This is a genomic window from Microcoleus sp. PH2017_24_DOB_U_A, from assembly GCF_020738205.1.
Lineage (GTDB): Bacteria > Cyanobacteriota > Cyanobacteriia > Cyanobacteriales > Microcoleaceae > Microcoleus.
Window position 1 is genome coordinate 24,076 of sequence record NZ_JAEQCT010000070.1, and the last position, 19,629, is coordinate 43,704.

Below are 19,629 nucleotides of genomic sequence, written 5' to 3' on the forward strand. Positions count from 1 at the left end.
ATCAAGGGTTGTAGTCATAAGTTGACACCTATGGGCACGGCGCCGTGTCCCTACTACACTTCATAAATTCAATCATCAATCAGCGTAGAATCATCTTTATTACCATCACATCACTCATGTTTGTGAACCATACAATTACAGCTTTCAGTTCAGGGATAGCACCGCTAATTGCTCCCATACCTTTGCTAGCAACAGTCGATCCCGAAAATTCGCCGATCGTCCTCAGCGGAGTTTTGCTCAGTTTAGTAGTGATTTATATCGCCAGTAAATTAGGCGCAGAAGTAGCGAGAAACTTCGATTTACCGCCCGTATTGGGTGAATTGGTAGCAGGGGTAATTGTCGGGGTGTCTGCTTTACACCTGATCGTTTTTTCCGAAAGCGGGCTGTCAGCTTCAGACTCCGGGATTATGAGTGTTCTACAATCGCTCAACCATCTATCCCCTGCCGCCCTTACCAGTGTCTTTGAGTCGCAGAGTGAAATCATTTCTGTGCTGGGCGAATTAGGCGTAATTATTCTGCTGTTTGAAATTGGCTTAGAGTCCGATCTCAATCAACTAAAACAAGTCGGAGTTCAAGCCGTCGTTGTCGCCTGTGTCGGGGTGGCTGTTCCCTTTGCCGCCGGTACTGTTGGCTTGATGGTAATTTTCCACACTCCAGCAATTCCGGCAATTTTTGCAGGTGCGGCTTTGACAGCAACCAGCATCGGAATTACCTCGAAAGTGTTGTCTGATTTAGGACAACTGACATCTAAAGAAGGTCAAATTATTGTCGGTGCGGCGGTGATTGATGATGTGCTGGGAATTATTGTCCTAGCTGTTGTCGCTAGCTTAGCTAAAACGGGTGAAATTGATGTTGTTAATGTCATCTATTTGATTGTCAGTGCCACTGTATTTCTGTTAGGTTCGATTCTGTTGGGCGGTGTCTTCGACAAAACCTTCTCGGCGGTGGTGGGCCAACTCAAAACTCGCGGCAATATTATTATCCCGGCCTTTATTTTCGCCTTATTCATGGCATTTCTGGGCAACGCAATTCATCTGGAAGCGATTTTGGGTGCGTTTGCGGCTGGTTTGGTGTTGGATAAAAGCGATGCGCGCACAGAGTTGGATGAATTGGTGAAACCCATCTCAGATGTCATTGTCCCCATCTTTTTTGTGACAGTGGGAGCTAGGGCCGATTTGCGAGTTTTGAACCCAGCAGTGCCGGATAATCGGGCGGGCCTTTTGATTGCGGCTTTCTTGATTGTGGTGGCGATTATTGGCAAAATTGTTACAGGTTGGGTGGTGTTTGGTGTGCCCGGAATCAATCGATTGGCGATCGGAGTTGGGATGATTCCTCGGGGCGAAGTCGGTTTGGTTTTTGCCGGAATTGGTTCGGCGAGTGGGGTGTTGGATAAGCCGTTGGAAGTCTCGATTATTATCATGGTGATTCTGACGACTTTCTTGGCTCCGCCTTTTCTGCGGATTGCTTTTGGCGATTCAGTAGTACCTCCTGGTACGGGGGAACCCGCGAGCAAACAAATCGTTTGATTGATGAGGGAATTTGAGTTTGGGCGATCGGCTGATTGAAAAATACAATTAGACATCTGGTATAATTCTTGTGCAACAGGCCGGAAAGCCTGTTCGAGATTAGTTTTTCGCCAGATATCTAATGTCGATCGTCCAATTTTATTCAGCAGCGTAACTTCTAAGAGAGGTTAAACAATGCCCCGCCTATCTTCTACTCTATTTTTTGCTTTCTTATTGCTATTTCCCACTGCCACAATTGCTCAAATCATCCCCGATCGCACTTTAGCAACTGAAAACTCCCGCACAGTCTCCGACAGCATCAATAACCTACCATCAGACCGCATAGAAGGCGGTGCAAGTCGCGGTTCTAGCTTATTTCACAGTTTCCGCGAATTCAACGTCGGTGAAGGTAGAGGCGCATATTTTGCCAATCCTAACGGCATTGCTAACATTTTTACCCGCGTCACAGGTAGCAATTCTTCCAATATTTTAGGAACATTAGGAGTACAAGGAAACGCCAACTTATTCTTACTCAATCCGAAAGGAATTATCTTCGGCCCCAATGCTCGATTAGATTTACGCGGCTCATTTATCGGTTCAACCGCTGATAGTATTGTTTTTAATAACGGCTTTGAATTTAGCAGCGCGAACCCCAGCGCCGTGCCGTTATTAGCGATTAATATTCCTGTGGGCTTGAGATTTCGAGACAATCCCGGTACAATTGTCAACACTTCCCAAGCAATGGGCCCCACACCAACCTTACCACCACTACCGATAGAGGTTCCTGTTTCTAACAAACTTGGTTTAGCCGTAGACCCCGGTCAAACTTTAGCCTTAATTGGTGGAGACATTCAACTAAACGGCGGCAATTTAACAGCTTATACCGGACAAATATTATTAGGAAGTGTGAAAACTCCAGGTTTAGTACAATTTGAACCAACAGCTTTAGGTCTGAATTTAAACTACAGCAATATTCAGAACTTTGGCAACATTGAAATGAACGGTGCATTGATAAATACCAGCGGATTAGGCGGTGGAAAAATTGACATCAGAGGTTCTAATGTCACCGTCAGTAGTTCAGGAATTTATAGCCTAACACTCGGAAATCTTGATGGCAGAAGTATTGATATTAATGCCCAAAACTTGCGAGTAGATAAAGGGTCGCAAATTCTCAGCGCCACACTCGGAGATGGGAAGGGGAACAATTTAAACATCCACGCTACTGACTCAGTAGAAATGAGCGGGCTGGGAATTGAAGGCTATCAGCGGGTTTATAGCCAATATCTAGCCTCTGGAGCGTTCAACCCTTTTGACCCGCAAATTATGCTGAGTGCTGGTACTGCTGGTAGTGGAGCCGCTGGAAATATTAACATTGACACTCCTCGGCTGCTGCTGCGCGATGGGGCACTGGGCGGTACCAGTACCTTTACTGCTGCAAATGCCGGAAATCTGAATATCCGTGCTAACACCGTCGAATTGATCGGTTCAGTGCTCAACAGCGGCACAACTCGTGGAAGTACCGGCCAAGGCGGAAGTATCACTGTTGACGCACAACGGTTAATCATGCGCGATGGAGCCAGTCTGATCGGCATCAGCCGTAGTGATGGAGCATCGGGGAATATCGCGATTAAAACGAATGAATCTGTAGAATTGTCGGGGAGTCTGGGTGGAGGTACGGGGCAAACTACTCTGGCTACTAGCTCTTTCGATGGAAAGGGGAAAGCTGGGGATATTACGATCGACACTAAGCGGCTGACTGTTTCTAATGGAGCTGTAATTACTTTATCGACGGGTACGATTATTGGTGAAAATGTGTTTTCTACCGGTGGGGGGCCAGGAGGAACTTTAACTATCAGAGCTTCAGACTCGATCGAAGTGAGCGGCGTGTCTGGAGTTTTGACAGGGGGGAATGCGGGCTTCGCACCGAGTGTTCTTGGCACTCAAACTACAAGCTCTGGTAGAGGTGGAGATATCCGCCTTTCTACACCCAGGCTCACTCTGCGGGATGGGGGCATTATTACTGCGGGTTCTTTGAGTGCAGCAGATGCGGGAGATATTACGATTAATGCCGATCGTCTAGAAGTGCAAGGCATGGCGAGTAATGGTGGCTTCAGAAGTAGAATTGAGGCTTCGACTGGCAAAGCGTACACTGTTGTCAATCCCAACGCTACGGGGAATGCAGGTTCGCTAAATCTGAATGTTAATCAATTGATTGTCCGGGATGGTGCAACGGTGAGTGTTCAGGCTTTGGGAACGGGAAGGGCTGGTAATATTAATGTTGTCGCCAACTCGATCGCCCTGGATAACAAAGCCAGCATTGATGGTACAACCGTATCTGGTACTGGGGCAAATATTAATCTGCGATCGCGAGACATCCAGTTGCGGCGCGGCAGCAGAATTACCACCGATGCAGGTAATTCTGATGGCGGCAACATCAGAATTAATAGCGATATTTTGTTAGCCCTCCCGCGTGAAAATAGTGATATTACAGCCAATGCTCGCACAGCCAGGGGCGGACAAGTTGCGGTGAATGTCCCGAATATATTTGGTTTTACGAGCATTAATCGCGAAGCAGCTAGAAGCACTTTAGGATTGACTGATGCTGAATTTGCTAACTTACAAGTGAATCCAACTTCTTTAATTCCCACTAGCGACATCGCGGCTATTTCTCAACAGGCTGGCCCGGCTTTGCAAGGGGCAGTAACGTTTAGCACTTCTGGTGTCAATCCGGCTCAAGGATTGGTAGAATTGCCACAAAATGTTATCTCTCCAGAGGCGTTAATTGTAGCTAATCCTTGCACTCAAGGGGCGGGAAGTGAGTTTACTATTACTGGTAAAGGAGGAATACCTGCGAACCCAAATGATTTGCTCAGCAGCGATTCTACCCTGTTTAGTTGGGTGGAACCGGCCGTCGGTAGCAGTCAGAATCTACAGGGTACAAAAGCAGAAATAGAAATTCAGCCCCAGCCAGTGATTCCCGCTCAAGGTTGGGTGATAAATGCTGATGGACAAGTAACGCTTGTAGCATACAATCAAATGGCTCAAGTTCCGCAGCGATCGAAGCCTGCTTTGCCTGTTTGCCGGGAGCGCTGAAATCCGGTTGATAGCAACTGTAGGGCGTTGATTAAAATAAAGTTTTTAACCATAACATCAAAGGAGACGGCAGTGCCGTGTCCCTACCCCAAAATAATATTGTAGGGACACGGCATTGCCGTGTCCCCACAAATCTCACCAGAAATTAACCAGGTTTGCGATTAAGCACAAGTGCATTGAAATTGTATAGTCAAGTTTAAGAAAAGTCTTGTGGGGTGGGCCAGAAAGCCCGCCCCAAAAATACAATTTAGATGCCCAACAGCTTACTTAACAAACAGCATTTCTTGATAAGTAGGAAGCGGCCACAAATCATCAGCCACTTCAGCTTCCAAAGCATCAGCATACTGACGAACCTCATCCATCAAAGGACGAATGGTTTGCGAAGCATACTGCATATGCTCTTCAGTTGTAGCAAAATCGTGCTTGCTCAAAGCATCACTCAACTTGCTCGCAGTATCCATCATCGACTTAACCAGCGTCGCGACTTGTTGAGCAGTTGCCTTTTCTAATTCAATGCCAATCTCTTTCAAGCCAGCAATTGTGTTAGAAAGATCCGACAAATATCTCACCGCTGCCGGATAAATCATTGTTTTGGAAATGCTGCCGACCAGTTTTGCTTCGACTTCAATAGCCAGTATATACTGCTCTGCATACACATCAAAACGGCTTTCCAATTCAACCGGAGTGAGAACACCTGTCTTTTCAAACAAGTCCTCAATGTATTCTGCCTTCAATACGGGCAAAGCATCAGCGGTAGTCCGCAAGTTAGCTAAACCGCGTTCTTCAACGGCCATTTTGTGCCATTCTTCAGAATAGCCGTTGCCGCCAAATACCACAGCACCATGCTCGTCCATCACTTCTTTCAGAACTGTTTGGATGGCAGCATTCAGGTCAGTTCCGTTGGTCAAAGCGCTTTCTAATTTGTTAGCAACCCAGTCCAAAGAATCTGCAAGAATTGTATTCATCGCGACCAGCGGGCCGGAAACAGATTGACCCGAACCTACTGCGCGGAATTCAAAGCGGTTTCCAAGTGTTTCTACGCCTAAATTCATGATTCCGCGACCTTGGGAATCCTTAATACCCCCCTTGCTAATTTGATCGAAGATATCTTCTAATTGGGATCCCAAATAGACAGAGATAATTGCTGGCGGAGCTTCATTGGCGCCCAAGCGGTGGTCGTTGCTAGCAGTTGCAACTACGGCGCGCAACAAGGGGCCGTATTTGTGAACGCCGCGAATTACAGCGCCGCAGAAAACTAGGAACTGTATGTTGGAGTGTGGTGTATCGCCTGGATCTAATAAGTTGCCTTGGGTGGCGTTACCGACTGACCAGTTGACGTGTTTGCCGGAACCGTTGATTCCTGCGAAAGGCTTCTCGTGCAGCAAGCACATAAAACCATGTTTCTTCGCGGTGTTGCGGAGAATTGTCATGGTTAATTGTTGGTGGTCGCTGGCGACGTTTGCTGCTTCAAAAAAGGGTGCAATTTCAAACTGACCTGGTGCTACTTCGTTGTGGCGAGTTTTGGCAGGAATTCCCAGGCGGTACATTCTTTCTTCTACTTCTTGCATGAAGACTTGAACGCGCTCTGGAATTGCTCCAAAATAGTGGTCGTCAAATTGCTGACCTTTGGCAGGAGGCTTGCCAAACAGGGTGCGACCTGCTAATAACAAATCGGGGCGGCTGTTGGCGAAGTTGGAATCGATCAGGAAGTATTCTTGCTCGGCACCGCAACTGGAATTTACGGGAGCGACTTCGGTATTTCCTAGCAGTTTTAAGACTCTGGTTGCTGCTTTGTTCATGGCAGCAATGGAGCGCAAAAGCGGGGTTTTCTTGTCTAGGGCTTCACCTGTCCAGGAGATGAAAACAGTGGGAATGCACAATGTCATGCCGTTGTCTGTTTCCATGACATAGGCGGGGCTGGTGACATCCCAGGCTGTGTATCCGCGAGCGGCTGCGGTGGAGCGAATGCCACCGTTGGGGAAGGATGAACCGTCGGGTTCGCCTTGTACTAGCAGTTTACCTGCAAATTCTGAGATGACGGAGCCGTCGCTTTGGACGGAGATGAAACCGTCGTGTTTTTCGGCGGTGCTATTTGTTAGTGGATAGAATACGTGGGCGTAGTAGAGGGCTCCTTTGGAAATAGCCCAATCTTTCATTGCTACTGCAACTACATCGGCTACGGAAGGATCGAGTGTTGTACCTGTTTGAATGGTATTTTTGACTGATTTAAAAATGCTTTTGGGCAGGCTTTCTTGCATTTTGCTCAGACTAAACACGTCTGTTGCCCACATTTCTTCTAACCGCTTGGGAGGCTTTGCAGGAGTTATTTGGCGGTTGACGATTTGAGAAATTGCTTGAATGCGCGATTCGTTTCCACTCATGGTTATTTTTATGCGAATTAAGGACGAGTAGCTGTGAAAAAATATAGGTTAGTGCAATTCTAACCGTTGACGAATATGTTGGATTTACCAACATTTTTAGTCTGACCTAACTTTTTGGAGAATGCCTTGTTTGGCTGGCTCTCAAAGATTGGAGGAGCGAGGCGGAATCTCTTCGCCGTCGGTGTTGGTGAGAATCCGGTGTTCCATAGATGCGGTTGGATTTCGATTATTAGCAAGCAAATAGATGACTGGAGACTGTACTAATTTGAGTCAACATCGTAGATGTCGGCGCTGCACAGATTTGCTGGCTAATTTTCACCCTGGTAAGCTCAAAAATTTTGTGCGAGTTAATTCCTATGAATTCTGGTCAAAACTACTTATGGTTTTTAATGGTTCGACGATCGATAAATCGCTGTCCACCAAACAACGCACTTGTTTAGGGTTTTGGGGAATTATGGAGAGTACACAATCTACACTTGGAAAGTGTAAACAATGATTAAGAAAATAAATGTATCGTAGGCTACAAAAGTTTAGTTTTTTTGGCGAAGGGGCGATCGCCCGATCGCACATAACGGCAGAATTTGAGTTGTAGGGTGTGTCAGCAGCGGGTTATTTTGTCAATAATTGAGAGTTCAAAGCTGACGCACCCTACTAGCTACTAGCTCATTTCATGTCCGTTGAATTGCGCGCGAGCTAATTTTGTCGCGTGGTGGGGGCGGGTTTATGAGATTGTTGGTTTGAGCCATAAATTGTTGGTTAACCCGCCCCTACAAGCATTTTGATTCATTCACTGGATCAGATATCAATTATCGAATAAACTTCACTTATTCTTTGCTTTCGCGGCCCGAGACTCGATTGTAAATCCGGGAATATCTTGTAATTCTGTGGCGCTCAAACTGTACTGTTCGCAAACCAAACTTAAGCGAGTCCCGCTACTTTTTACGGCGTTGACTGAGTGTGTCAAATCTCCTTGAAAATAGATCAGTGAATTGACTTGTGGCTTAATCTGTCCGACTTGCTGTTTGTTGCGCCGGAGTATCAATTCTCCGCCTTGCAAATTTGGGGGAACTTGTACGTACAAAACGCTGACGGCGGCGGGAGGTTCAACCGTTTTGCAGTACGATCGCAAAGATCGATCGATATGCGGATCGACGCGGGAACCTTCGCCTAGAAGCAGGGGATTGAGGTAAAAAGCGTTGCATTCCGGCTGTAATGCTTGGTCTAGATAGGGTTTGAACAACGGGAATCGGCGCTCGACTTCGGCGATTTGAGCGCGCCCAAATACCACGGAAAAGCCTTTTGTGCCGATGAAATCGCGGTTGAGGTTGTTGGTTGCAAAGTAAGGTGAGGCGAGAATTGCTCCTCGTAAGTCGTTGAGATAGTCGATCGAGAAAGCGTTAGGATGTTGGCTGTAGTATTTCAAGGCGCTCAAAAATCATCAAACTATTCGGTAAGTGAGAAACTCAGAGTCTTTAGACCTGAGAGGGAAACAACCCGGGCGGTTTCAACCGCCTTGAATCTTTCTTGCCATTACCGCCTTGGAGTTGCTTGGTTTGGTGTACTTTTGTAATGCACTTTCAACGGGACAGTTACCGTTTCAAACCTTGCAACCCTGTACGCATAATGTTTGCTCTTGTGGAGCCTCCCTTGCGGGGTAATGTTCGCCTCGCCAATGTTATAAGGGCTTGTTGGGCTAGCAGCACTGTTTCAGTGACCTTAAAACTGTTTAACCACTAGCGACAGAGCAGGAGACTGGCGTCGCATCCACAGGGTGTCGTGACCCAAATAACGTAGTCAGTGAAGACTTAGGCTGGTCAGAATGGCTTACTTGATTTCTCTTGCAAGCCCAATCTCTTTAGAGTTGGGTTCCTGACCAAAGTTTAACGGAAACAGCGGATAGGAATGCAGCAATTGCTCAGACTTGGGAAAAGCTTAGTTCCTCGCCGAGGATATGCGGAAGTTTCGTAACTCAGTAGTAACACGAAGGGAACAACCAGCACAAGCTCCAACGGGAATTCCCGGGCTTTGCTGGATGAATGTTTTTTCCTGAGTTGTTGTAAATTGTCGATCGAGAACGACCATTACAACTCTAGTCTAGCTTGCAGTAAATTTTGCCGATCGTCCAAAAGTCGCTCTATCTGGCGTCACCATGCTGCTGAAAGATTTGCAGGTGCGATCGCGATCGTTGTTTGCTAATTCCCAAAGTGCGATCGACCGACATAGGTTAAAAGTTATATAGCAATCCTAAATCATTTGTAAATTTCTTACTCCCTCCCCTTAATAAGGGGAGGGTTGGGGTGGGGTAAAAAACTTTACGACTCATTTAGCACTGCTATAGTCGATCGCATAAGCTACCTTAAGATAATTATGCGTTTCTTTCGTTTTGGCTGTCTTGGTATTTTAGGCTTGTTAATTATCCTCTCCGTTGCCCCCCGACAAATTATGAAATTGGGTATTCGCACGGCCGAATTTAGTCCTGATGGCAAATATTCGATCGCGATTCTCAGATATCCGATGCTGTTTTCTATGCCCGGTGGAGGAAGCGATGCCCCCTGCGATGTATTTCTGTTGGATGCGGCTGGAAAAGAGTTGAATGGTACAAGTGTTGACATGGTGCAACTTGTGTCTGTGCATTGGCAGGGCGATCGGGTGAGAATTGGGGATATGTTAGATGAATGGGAATTGCCGAAAATAGATAATATCAACATTTTGCTGTTTAGTGCTGCTTACACGGGCGATCGCGCAGCAGTCGAAAATCTCTTGGCAAAAAATGCAGATATCCATTTCAAGACTTATTTAAACCAAACACTGTTACACGCGGCTGCTTTTGGCCCAAATCAGGCAATTGTACAGTTGTTTCTCCAAAAAGGATTGGATGTAAGGGCTCTCGACAAATCAGGACAAACGCCCCTGCACGCGGCGGCTGCTGGACGGGGTAGCGGGGCGATCGACCTTTTAATCGCCAGCGGTGCAGACATGGAGGCGATCGATCTCCCCCGTCACGATACTGGACAAACAGCACTCAACATCGCAGCAGAAAGTGGCAATTCTCAAGCAATGAAAGCCTTGATCGAGCGAGGCGCCAAGGTGAATGATAACACCTTTTTTTCTGTAATCAATAGGTTTGAGTCTGAAAAAAAGAAGCAAGAGATAATTGAATTACTTCTCAAGAATAAACCCCAAGTACCATCAGGTTTACTGTACAGCGCTGTCTCCGGTCGAAATATCGAGATTGTAAAATTATTGATCGATCGCGGTGCTGATGTCAACGCTCCAGATCCTTACGATAATACTACTCTGTTGATGAGAATTGTGCAATTCAATACTGGTATCTCTCCGCAATTAAAACCTGCATTAGTAAAGTTGTTTCTTGCAAAGGGTGCGGATGTAAACGCTCGAAACAAAAATGGTGCAACTGCTTTAAGTATTGCTTACAAATCATCCACTCCGGAGATTGTTAAGTTACTCAAACAGCACGGAGCTCAAAGATAAATCGGCGGTTTAAACTTATCCTCAACAAACTAGGCTGTCTCAGGGATAAACGAGGTTTGAAAGTCGTATTTTGTATGCGGTAGTAAGAGGGCTTTAGCCCAACAACGTACCTCATACCTCATCTTTAATCTGCCGAGGCGAATTTAGGAGTCAACGAGGTTTCAAAGTCGTATTTTGTATGCGGCAGTCAGAGGGCTAAAGCCCAACAACGTACCTAATCTTTCTGATAACCGCTATACATTTTAGGGATTTGTATTTATATCAAATCTGGCTGTACCGCAACAAAGTCTGACGCCAATTTCAGGGCATCTTCGCGAGTCGCAATTCTCCCTTCCACCCGCGCTAATTGAATCTCCATTAACAATTGACCGATGCGCGGACTTCTGGGAATATTCAAAGATTCCATTAACTCATTGCCGCTCACTAATTGTGTGGGATGGGCGACTATATCACCGACATCGAGATAGCGATTAATTAACAGTGCAATCTCCTCAACCGCAATTCCCGCTGCCATGGCTAAAACTGCTAAAATTGGAAATACTATTCCCACGTCGCGAAACAAGAAATACTGTTCTCGTAAGGACATTTCTGCAATCGGTTGTGCTTGAAGTTGTGGCAAATATTTCAAAAGCTCGATCGCACTTTTAATCTCTGCATTGCTGTACTTCAACCGCAGCAACTCGGTTTCAGCGATTGTCGGGTCAGAATTTGCCAAAACAGCCAACTTCCCGATCGCCAACAACGGCGTTTTAATTGTATCTCGAATCGATCGCCCAAACTCTCTCTCCAACTCCGGGTAAATTGCCGCCAAATCAGCAGCACACGAGTCAATTTTTGTCAAGATATCGAAACGGTCGATCGCACTTTCAAACCAAATCGAAAACAACCCATCTTCGCAACCCTTACAAATCCAAGGAACACCGTTATTATTGCTCAACAAATAACCCAATTCTGTCCGCACCCGTTCCACCGCCACCCGACTCAACAACGGCGCCAATTCCCGAATCGCCTGCAAAGTTTCCGGTTCGATCGCAAAACCCAACTGTGCTGCTTGGCGGTAAGCTCTTAATAACCTCAGCGGATCGTCCTCTAAATTCGATCGCGAAATCATCCGCAGCAAACCCAACCGCAAATCAGTTTGACCGTCCAAAGGATCGATGATTTCTCCGGTAAAAGGATTGCAGGCGATCGCATTTATCCGAAAATCGCGGCGGTGCAAATCCTCCTCCAGACTCCCCCCGAAAGCCTGTGCAAAATCCACCGTACCGCCCGCAAACACCACCCGCGCAATCTGTCGTTCCGCATCCAACAACACAAATCCGCCTTTCGTGCGATCGGCAATTTTTCTAGCAGTTTTCACTGCCCGTGCTAACATAACGAAATCCAAATCAAAATAGTGCGATCGGCGGCCCAGCAGCGCATCCCGCACCGCGCCGCCCACCAAATAAACAGGCGGTGTCAGCAGTTCCAAATCGAACGGCCAAGTCTCAGGAGATAACGCAGGTGGCAAATTCATCGGCATCGCAACAAAAATCTACTTTCCTTACAAACAATAAAACTCTTGCTACGCTAGATTAACAGAAAGCTCAAAATTCACCAATCTTTTTGAAATGCACAGAGGATATCAAGAATGTGTATTTGTATTAACTGCCACTATGTAGACCGCTGCTTCACATACCACGCCGTAGAAGGACAGCACGAACAAATCCACCTCACCGAAACACCCGATTTCGACCCCGTAGAACCCACCATCAACGTCAACATCCGCCCCCGTCAAGACGAAGTAGAAATGGAATGGGATGTAGTCGGGTGTCAAAGTTTCAAACAAGAGACCGGCAAATGGGCAAAATTGCGGCCGGGCGAACTCGTCCCGACTTGAGTCAGTTGACAGTTGACAGTTGACAGTTGACAGTTGACAGTTGTTAGTTGTTAGTTATTAGTTATTAGTTGTTAGTAGACCGTAGACATTTGACCTGTGGTAGGGGCAGTGCCCCCGTGCCCGCCCTCTTCGTTAACAGTTGGTATTTTTTAGTTCCAATTCCCGATGTCCGATGTCCGATGCCCGATGCCCAATTCCCAATTCCCAATTCCCAATTCCCGATGTCCGATGTCCGATGCCCGATGCCCAATTCCCAATTCCCAATTCCCAATTCCCCATTCCTAAATCTAAAATCTAAAATCCAAAATCTAAAATCAAATGTCCTATTGCTTAAACCCAACTTGTCAGAATCCGCAAAACCCCGGTGATGCAGAATTTTGCCAAAGTTGCGGCTCAAAATTGTTGTTAACTAACGAACAATCGCCATCAGCATCTCGCTACCGTACCATAAAGCCGATCGCGCAAGGAGGCTTCGGCAGAACTTTCCTAGCAGTTGATGAAACCAAACCCCAGACTTTTGGGCAGTGCGTCATCAAGCAATTTTTCCCGCAAAACACCGCAGCCGAAAAAGCCGCCCAACTCTTCCACCAAGAAGCAGCCCAGCTAGAAACCTTGGGAAAACATCCCCAAATTCCCGAATTAATCGCGCATTTTGAACAAGAGGGAAGACAATATTTAGTACAAGAATTTATAGACGGCAAAAATTTAGCTCAAGAATTAGAACAAAAAGGAGCATTCACCGAAACCCAAATTCGACAAATCCTCAACGATTTATTGCCCGTAATCCACTTCGTTCACAAATCCAAAGTTATTCACCGCGATATCAAACCAGAAAATATCATTCGCCGCCGCCTATCTCCCGCCCCTTTACCCGCCTTAGAAAATTCCTATCAACCCTCTCCTTTCCAAAAAGATATAGTTTTAGTAGACTTTGGTGCAGCAAAGAAAGTAACAGCAACCGGATTGCCACAAACTGGTACAATTATCGGCAGCGCTGCTTATACAGCCCCAGAACAATTGATGGGAAAAGCAGTTTTTGCTAGCGATATCTACAGTTTGGGTGTTACTTGCATTCACTTGCTGACTCACATTCCTCCCTTCGACTTGTTCGAGGGCGCCGAAGATTCCTGGGCTTGGCGCAATTATTTGAAGAGTGCTGTTAGCGACGATTTCGGCCGCATCCTCGACACGATGCTCCAAAGTGCCACCAACCGGCGCTACAATTCAGCATCCGCAGTCATCCGGCAGTTGAACCCCAAGCCGGTCTATTTAGACGCGCAGCCCGTGCTGGATGCGCCGGAAACAAGCGCAGAATCGAAGCCTGCACTGGCCCCGGCACCTGCGCTTTTGGGTCGGGAACAGCAAGCCGAAATTCAGCAAGCTTTACAAGAGGCGATCGCCCCGTACAATGTTACAATCCAAATCAGTCAAGCCAAGCAAAAGCTCAATATCGTCATCAACAGAACCGAAGACAATCCCGTTCACTATCCCCACTTATCCCAAATAATTGCCACCAAACTCACCGCTTTGCAGTTAAATAAAGTCACAGCCATTAAGCTGTTGGGAAGAGTAAACAATTCTCGCGTCCCCGAGTGGAAGGAAGTATTGCAAATCGATCCCAAAATTCAATTAAAAAACAAACTCCTGCGGCTGCAACACAATCAATTAGCCAAGAAAATCGCCCCAGTTGTTACCCAAGAATTTTGGCTTCCGAAGTTGAAAACTCAGGATTTCTGGCTCGATTCGCTCATGTTTGCTTTAGTTTGGTTTATCTTTGGCTCTCAAATAGTCATTTTTAATTCTTGGTTCGCGCTTATAGTTGCATCCGGTTTTATGGTTGTCAAACATCAAGTTTCTCAAGACAAAGAATTTGCGAACAAGAATTTATTTGCAAGTTTGGTAGTGCTGTTTTTGATAACTGGTGGCATGGGCAATTCAAGGATTTTAAACACGGGAATATTTGGCATTCTATTGGGTTGCTTGGTTGTGGCATTGCCGCTGTTTTTTGTGAAGGAAAATTATCAGTAATCGTGAATAGCAATCCCCAAGACGGAACATTAGTTAAAAAATACGGCTTAGCGTTGCACACCTCAACACCCGAATTAGGTTTAGCAATCAGCAATTTTTCCGGCGATAATCGCTGCCAAACTTGGAATTTGGGCCGCAGTTTAGCAACGGATTTACACCAGTATTTAGTAGAGTTTATCGCGCCGCAAACTTGGGCAGATTTGGCTTTTATTGCAGTAGCAAAGGGGCCCGGAGGTTTTACGGGGACTCGCATGGGTATGGTGACGGCGCGGACTTTGGCTCAACAGTTGAATATTCCGGTTTTTACTATTTCAACTTTGGCGGCTGTTGCTTATGATATCAGTAAAAAATCTATGTCAACTCAGGATATTGCGCTGCAAATGCCTGCACAGCGGGGGCAATTGTTTGGGGCTGTTTATGCAGTTAACAGTAATTCTGGTGTAACTGAGTTGTTTTCAGATGCGGTAATGACCGCGGAGTCTTGGCAGGAAAAGCTCGAAAGTAGGGAAAATTCCTATCAGTTGATTGAAGTTGGCAGCGAGTTGGGTGCGTCGGTTTCTGGCGTCTTGGATTTGGCTTATTTGGAGTGGAAACAAGGAAGTCGCCCTGATTGGTGGGATGCTTTGCCTTATTACGGGCAACATCCCGTGCAGGGACACTGAATCTAGGGAATAGGACATTGGGAATAGGGAATAGGGAATTGGGCATTATTTCGTTTCAGTTAAATCAACTTGTAGAGTGCGTTTTTTCCGACTGTTTGCCCGATGCCCGATGCCCTCTTTGGCCGATGCCCGTAAATGATTTATAAGCAATTAAGCAGACTTGATATCGTTGTTTATTTAAGGGCGATACAAAGTTCGAGGCAAAATGTTAATGTCAGCGCATCTGGGTTTTCGGTTCGCAATTGGTCGATTTCATCAGGATTGCAGCCGCGAGATTCCATAAAATCGAGCATCCAGCTAGTTAGCGCATCAATATCAATGTATTTTGCTCCGAGACATTCGGAGCAAGTTTCTCCGTTGACAGTACCTGTGCCACCGCACTCAGGGCAATCCCAGTGGGTGTTTATCGGATTGGACTCGATTAGGCTGTTGTTCATTTTAGGCAAAAGTACGCGTGCGCGTAGCTATCGGGCTCTTAATCGCACTACAAGCTCAGTTTAGCAATTGGTTGGGGAAATTCCGAACAAAATTCAACAGCGCCAACGATTAATTATGACTTTTATGAGTTCAAAATTATGATGTTTATGAATTGACTTGAAGCTCAGCCTGTTTCATAATGTTAATTGACTGGTGTTAGTAAACCACATTCATGAAAAAATCCTACAGCTTCTTAATATATGGAAAATCGACTGACTCAAATTCAATTAACGCAAATAGTAGCTGAAGTAGAACGCCTTTCTAACGTCCGGGAGGCTGAACTTAGTTCCGAAGAAGTCACACAAGTTTTGCAGGAATTGGGCTTGCCGACTGAGTTGCTAGATGAGGCTTTAATCCAGTTACAGCGTCGGGAAGCACTGGCAAAGCAGCAACGCAATCGGTGGATTTTTGGATTGTTAGCGGTGGTAGTTGGGGTGGTACCGATCGCAATTACCGGATTCTACATTTACCAAAATGAACAAGCGATCGCCCGCGTTTCAATGCAACAAAACCGCATAACTTCCGTGCAGGATGATGGCGGCAATTTGACTGTTATTTTCCGCCAAAACAATCCCGAAATCTTTTACCGTACTACCTTAAAGGATGCACCTTTAGGCAAAAAACTATCGATATCCTGCGATTGGATCGATCCCAGCGGTCAAGTTGTCAAACAAAACCGCTATCAAACTCGCGAAATCGACAAATCCATTTGGAATACTCAATGTCGTTACAAAATTGGTGCTGCTGCTGCTACCGGAAAGTGGCAAGTTAAAATGTTTCTTGAAAGTCGGGCGATCGGCAGTACATCCTTTGAAGTTAAATAATCATCAAAAACTCGCCTATGGATTCATTTTAACATGGTAAAAATAAACAAAAAGCGTCAATTTATAGGATACTGGGGCAGCGATTCCCGCGATAAATTGGAAGCACTGCTAGCCAAAATAGTTAGCCAATCTGCAACAGAAATCCCAGTCCAAAAAGTCGATAATTTGTCCAGTTTCGCCACCACAGGCGACGAAAATTACCCAATTTGGAATGTTGTCAGTACGGAGTGCGTTAGCGAAGCCCTCGAAGAGGATCGCCCGCAGCACTTGCCAACCCAAAAAAGCGCTAAAACTTGGCAAATCGCTGCCCTCTCAGCATCTGGGCTATCGACTTATCCATCATCCAACGGTTTGCTGTTACCTGATGCCTGGGCAAACGTCCGCGAAAATTGCCTAATTTTGGGACGAGAACCCTTTGGGCGAGTAACACTTTACTGGACGCAAATCGGGCAGAGTATTTGGTTTGCATCGAATATACAACTGCTATTAAATATTTGCAAAAAACCAGATATTAGCATTCCCGGCTTGTACGGCTATAGCTGTTTTTCCTACGTTCCAACTCCCTTAACTCCTGTAGAAAATGTGTTCGCAGTTCCCGCCGGAACCGAATTAACTTGGGAGTGCGATCGAGATAGCGGTGTCATTCTTGAAGCCAACTCAAAACGCTTGTTAGAATGGCGAGAAAGTTCAGAAAAAATACAAGACGAAGCAGAAGCAATAACACAATTACAAAACTTACTTAAAAATGCTGTAGAACGTCAAATTTCTGATATAAATAGTAATGAAAATGTCGGAGTATTTCTATCAGGCGGTTTAGATTCCTCAGTAGTCGCAGCCTTATTAATCAAAGCCGGAGTCAAAGTCCGCGCTTATACTCTCGACTTCGGCGAGGCCGGAATTCCCGAATATCCTTGGGCCCAAAAAGTTGCCGATTCGCTGAACATTCCCTTGGTAAAAGTAGATGCTAGGCCACATCGGATTAAACAAGTCTTGCATTCTGCGGTGAAAGCTTTAGATTTGCCCTTTGGTGACGGAGTTACAGTCCCGCTGTACCTGTTAAATGAGGCTGCGAGTCAAGAATGTGCGATCGTTTTTAACGGCGAAGGTGGCGATCAATTATTTGCGGGCTGGACGAATAAACCCCTGATTGCAGCGGCTGTTTATCAAGCAGCAAATCCCGCCGGAGACCAAACTTTTGCCTTGCAATACTTGCGAACTTTTCACCGCCTTTGGGGATACGAATCTAAAGTTTATCAGCCGGAAATTTACACTCAAATTCAGGATTTGCAGCCTCAAAATTGGCTGTTAGAGGCTCTTAATCCTTCTGTGGGCGAGTCTTTGCTGCACCGCCTCCGCCGCGCGGGTTTGATGCTGAAAGGCGCGCAGAACATCCATCCGCGGGCTGCTAATTTGGCTTTGGCTTTTGGTCTGAAAGTGCGATCGCCCTTTTGCGATTTTGCCCTCACAGACTGGACATTTCAACTGTCGGGAGAACTGTGTTTGCGAGGTGCTTGCGAGAAATACATCCTCAAACGGGCGGTAGAAAATTGGCTACCTGCGGACATAGTGTGGCGGGAAAAGCGCGGTATGGGCGTGCCCTTAACTTCGTGGTGTTTTAACGAATTTTGGCATGACATCGGCGATTGGTTGAATCCTGCCGTTTTGCTGTCAGAGAAATGCTGGAAACCAGATTTAGCGGCTCAAATTATGTCCGGCAAATTCGCAGCCGGAATTCAAGGGCGGCGTATTGGGGAAATGATTTGGCTGTTGGTGATGTGGCAAAATTGGCGATCGCAAATTTTAGGTAAAAATGTGAAAAATAAATCTTGGAATCATCCCTTTTGGTTGCCTCGACAGGTTTGGAATTACCGTCAGCGGTGGGGAGAATGAAAGCTACTCCCTTGATTACTCGGCGGTTGAAACCGCGTCTACACAAACGAAGTCCGCGCAACGCGAGACTAAATACATACTTTACACTTATGCAAACAATTACCGATCGCAAATCAATCATCAAACAACCGCCTTTCACTCTTGCCCTAGCCCAAGAGTTATTAGCTACCTACGGTTCGCCGCTGTACGTTTATCAAAGCGACATTTTGCGTCGAACCATTGCCCGCATTACTAAGGCAATTGACTATCCGCGAACTCAATTTTGTTTTGCCAGCGTCACCAATGGTAGCATCGCCCTGCTGCAAATTTTTCGGGATAGCGGGTGGGGATTGCACGCCAATACACCGGGAGATATTTATTTGGGAATTCAGGCTGGTTTTGCGCCCAAAAATATTGTTTACAGCGGCAGCAATTTGCACCGAGATGAGATGGAACAAGTTCTCAAATGGGGTGTCAAAACTCTGAATTTCGACAGTCTTAGCCAGTTGCAGTTGTGCTGCGAAGTGTACCAATCTCTCAGGGAAAACCAGCAGGCTTTAGAACCGCCCAGTCTGGGTTTGAGGCTGAATTTGCCCGAATTAACGGGGGAAAGTCGCATTGGAGTGCGATCGCCCGAATTTCCCGCAGCAATTGCGATCGCAAAAACAGCCGGATTAAAGCTTAGCGGCTTGCATTTTTATCGCGGAACCGGCACTAATTCTACCGCAGCGTTTACTCAAGTAATTGATACGATAATTGCCGCAGCGCAGCAATTGCCAGATTGGGGATATCTCGATTTTGGCGGCGGCTTTGGCTATCCTTACCACAGCGGGGGTACAGCCTTTGACTGGGAACTATTTGGGGCAGAATTGACCAGTAGAATTAGTCAATTAGACCGCGCAATTGACTTAATAATTGAACCAGGGCGATCGGTTGTAGCGGGATGTGCTACTTTGCTGGCTCAAGTTGTTTCCACAAAATGGCAGGAAGCTAAACAAATTGTCGGTGTAGATACGACTGTTGCTAATCTTTCAGTACCGTCGGTTCATGGCGGTTATCGAGAGATTTATACCTGGAATTGTCGGGATGCTCTACATTTTACTGATGTTTGTGGCAATACGACTTATTCGCGAGATTATTTGGGGAAAAACTGTCAACTTCCGGCTTTGACTATTGGCGAAATCCTTGGTATTTTAGATGTGGGAGCTTACGGCTATGCCATGTCGTCGCACTTTTTGCACCGTCCCAAACCAGCGGAAGTGCTGTTAGAAAATGGCGGGCATCGGCTAATTCGCCACAGAGAAGATTACAGCGTTTTGTTAGCTAATCAAGTTTTTGAATAATCACTAGGAGATTTTTATGAAGTGCATCAAGTGCCAAACTGACAATAAGTTAAAAGAGCGCAGAGCCAATAGCTAT

14 protein-coding genes are annotated in these 19,629 nt (G+C 46.1%); 9 read left to right on the forward strand and 5 right to left on the reverse strand.

The features are described 5' to 3' along the window. Positions 1 to 116 precede the first annotated feature (116 nt). The gene (locus JGK07_RS20020) at positions 117 to 1,526 is read left to right on the forward strand and encodes a cation:proton antiporter (RefSeq protein ID WP_293205534.1); all 1,410 of its coding nucleotides are present in this window, start codon (positions 117 to 119) and stop codon (positions 1,524 to 1,526) included. 174 nt (positions 1,527 to 1,700) lie between these two features. Then, on the forward strand, positions 1,701 to 4,598 hold the full coding sequence (locus JGK07_RS20025) for an S-layer family protein (protein WP_293176912.1): 2,898 nt from the start codon (positions 1,701 to 1,703) through the stop codon (positions 4,596 to 4,598). 263 nt (positions 4,599 to 4,861) lie between these two features. On the opposite strand, the gene JGK07_RS20030 is transcribed toward JGK07_RS20025, so the two are convergent. Both JGK07_RS20030 and JGK07_RS20035 read right to left on the reverse strand, forming a co-directional pair. After that, positions 4,862 to 6,979 (reverse strand): glutamine synthetase III, encoded by a 2,118-nt coding sequence (locus JGK07_RS20030; RefSeq protein WP_293291017.1) that lies wholly within the window; start codon positions 6,977 to 6,979, stop codon positions 4,862 to 4,864. Positions 6,980 to 7,799: 820 nt separating this feature from the next. Then, positions 7,800 to 8,411: a 2OG-Fe(II) oxygenase gene (locus tag JGK07_RS20035; RefSeq protein ID WP_293176916.1), complete on the reverse strand. Its 612-nt coding sequence runs from the start codon at positions 8,409 to 8,411 to the stop codon at positions 7,800 to 7,802. Positions 8,412 to 9,346: 935 nt separating this feature from the next. Here JGK07_RS20035 and JGK07_RS20040 point away from each other — a divergent pair. Continuing rightward, positions 9,347 to 10,471 carry an ankyrin repeat domain-containing protein gene (locus JGK07_RS20040; protein ID WP_293176918.1) on the forward strand — a complete coding sequence of 375 codons (1,125 nt, stop codon included), beginning with the start codon at positions 9,347 to 9,349 and terminating at the stop codon, positions 10,469 to 10,471. A gap of 256 nt (positions 10,472 to 10,727) precedes the next feature. On the opposite strand, the gene JGK07_RS20045 is transcribed toward JGK07_RS20040, so the two are convergent. Beyond that, positions 10,728 to 11,993 (reverse strand): CCA tRNA nucleotidyltransferase, encoded by a 1,266-nt coding sequence (locus tag JGK07_RS20045; RefSeq protein WP_293176920.1) that lies wholly within the window; start codon positions 11,991 to 11,993, stop codon positions 10,728 to 10,730. A 108-nt stretch (positions 11,994 to 12,101) separates the two neighbouring features. Between JGK07_RS20045 and JGK07_RS20050 the strand changes: the two genes are divergently transcribed. Then, positions 12,102 to 12,350, forward strand: coding sequence for a Ycf34 family protein (locus JGK07_RS20050; RefSeq protein WP_293146353.1), 249 nt, complete (start codon positions 12,102 to 12,104; stop codon positions 12,348 to 12,350). A 132-nt stretch (positions 12,351 to 12,482) separates the two neighbouring features. Here JGK07_RS20050 and JGK07_RS20055 read toward each other — a convergent pair whose 3' ends face one another. Beyond that, positions 12,483 to 12,629 carry a hypothetical protein gene (locus tag JGK07_RS20055; RefSeq protein ID WP_293176922.1) on the reverse strand — a complete coding sequence of 49 codons (147 nt, stop codon included), beginning with the start codon at positions 12,627 to 12,629 and terminating at the stop codon, positions 12,483 to 12,485. Positions 12,630 to 12,668: 39 nt separating this feature from the next. Between JGK07_RS20055 and JGK07_RS20060 the strand changes: the two genes are divergently transcribed. Together JGK07_RS20060 and tsaB are read left to right on the forward strand one after the other, a co-directional pair. After that, on the forward strand, positions 12,669 to 14,378 hold the full coding sequence (locus JGK07_RS20060; protein ID WP_293176924.1) for a serine/threonine-protein kinase: 1,710 nt from the start codon (positions 12,669 to 12,671) through the stop codon (positions 14,376 to 14,378). Positions 14,379 to 14,380: 2 nt separating this feature from the next. Continuing rightward, positions 14,381 to 15,040, forward strand: a complete 660-nt coding sequence (tsaB, locus tag JGK07_RS20065; protein ID WP_293176926.1) for a tRNA (adenosine(37)-N6)-threonylcarbamoyltransferase complex dimerization subunit type 1 TsaB — start codon at positions 14,381 to 14,383, stop codon at positions 15,038 to 15,040. Positions 15,041 to 15,213: 173 nt separating this feature from the next. Here the strand turns inward: tsaB and JGK07_RS20070 are convergent, their stop codons facing one another. After that, the gene (locus JGK07_RS20070; RefSeq protein ID WP_293176928.1) at positions 15,214 to 15,477 is read right to left on the reverse strand and encodes a hypothetical protein; all 264 of its coding nucleotides are present in this window, start codon (positions 15,475 to 15,477) and stop codon (positions 15,214 to 15,216) included. Between the two features lie 240 nt (positions 15,478 to 15,717). On the opposite strand from JGK07_RS20070, the gene JGK07_RS20075 reads away from it, so the two are divergent. The 3 genes from JGK07_RS20075 to JGK07_RS20085 all read left to right on the forward strand — a co-directional run bounded on the left by JGK07_RS20075 (position 15,718) and on the right by JGK07_RS20085 (position 19,553). After that, positions 15,718 to 16,341 carry a DUF3859 domain-containing protein gene (locus JGK07_RS20075; RefSeq protein WP_293193191.1) on the forward strand — a complete coding sequence of 208 codons (624 nt, stop codon included), beginning with the start codon at positions 15,718 to 15,720 and terminating at the stop codon, positions 16,339 to 16,341. 33 nt (positions 16,342 to 16,374) lie between these two features. Further along, positions 16,375 to 18,231: an asparagine synthetase B gene (locus tag JGK07_RS20080; protein ID WP_293241463.1), complete on the forward strand. Its 1,857-nt coding sequence runs from the start codon at positions 16,375 to 16,377 to the stop codon at positions 18,229 to 18,231. An 89-nt stretch (positions 18,232 to 18,320) separates the two neighbouring features. After that, entirely contained in the window at positions 18,321 to 19,553 is a 1,233-nt protein-coding gene (locus tag JGK07_RS20085; RefSeq protein ID WP_293205554.1) for a decarboxylase, read from the forward strand. Positions 19,554 to 19,629: the final 76 nt, after the last annotated feature.